Raw genomic sequence first — 379 nt, 5'->3', positions numbered from 1 at the left:
GGTAGTCATTGCCCGCACCGCCCAACAGCACATCGTCGCCTTCACCGCCATACAGGTAGTCGCTGCCTTCTCCTCCGTCCAGTGTGTCGTTGCCCTCCTGGCCTTGCAGCGTGTCGTTGCCTGCACCTCCGAGCAGCGTGTCATCGCCTGCGCGGCCATACAGCATGTCGTCTCCACCCAGGCCGTCCAGCGTGTCTGCACCGTCTGTGCCGGTCAGCGTGTCGTTGCCTTCTGTGCCACCCAGTGTCATGGCGCCAAGCGCTGCCAGATTCCACACCGTGCCATCTTCAAAGCGCACTTCCTGCACCGGGTTCCAGGCGTTGGCGGGCGTGTTCTCGTAGAAGAAGTTCGTCACCGTCACCACATCCTCGGTGCCCGC

General features: G+C 63.3%; 1 protein-coding gene. It reads right to left on the bottom strand.

Going from position 1 to position 379, the window contains the following annotated elements; translation table 11 throughout:
• A partial coding sequence (locus ACOQFS_RS04760; RefSeq protein ID WP_421561766.1) for a calcium-binding protein occupies positions 1 to 379 on the bottom strand: 379 nt, incomplete at both ends.

Origin of the sequence: Paracidovorax sp. MALMAid1276, assembly GCF_049198005.1 — a bacterium.
GTDB lineage: Bacteria > Pseudomonadota > Gammaproteobacteria > Burkholderiales > Burkholderiaceae_C > Acidovorax.
The sequence above is the reverse complement of the archived record's forward strand: the minus strand, read 5'-3'. Positions and strand labels throughout refer to the sequence as shown.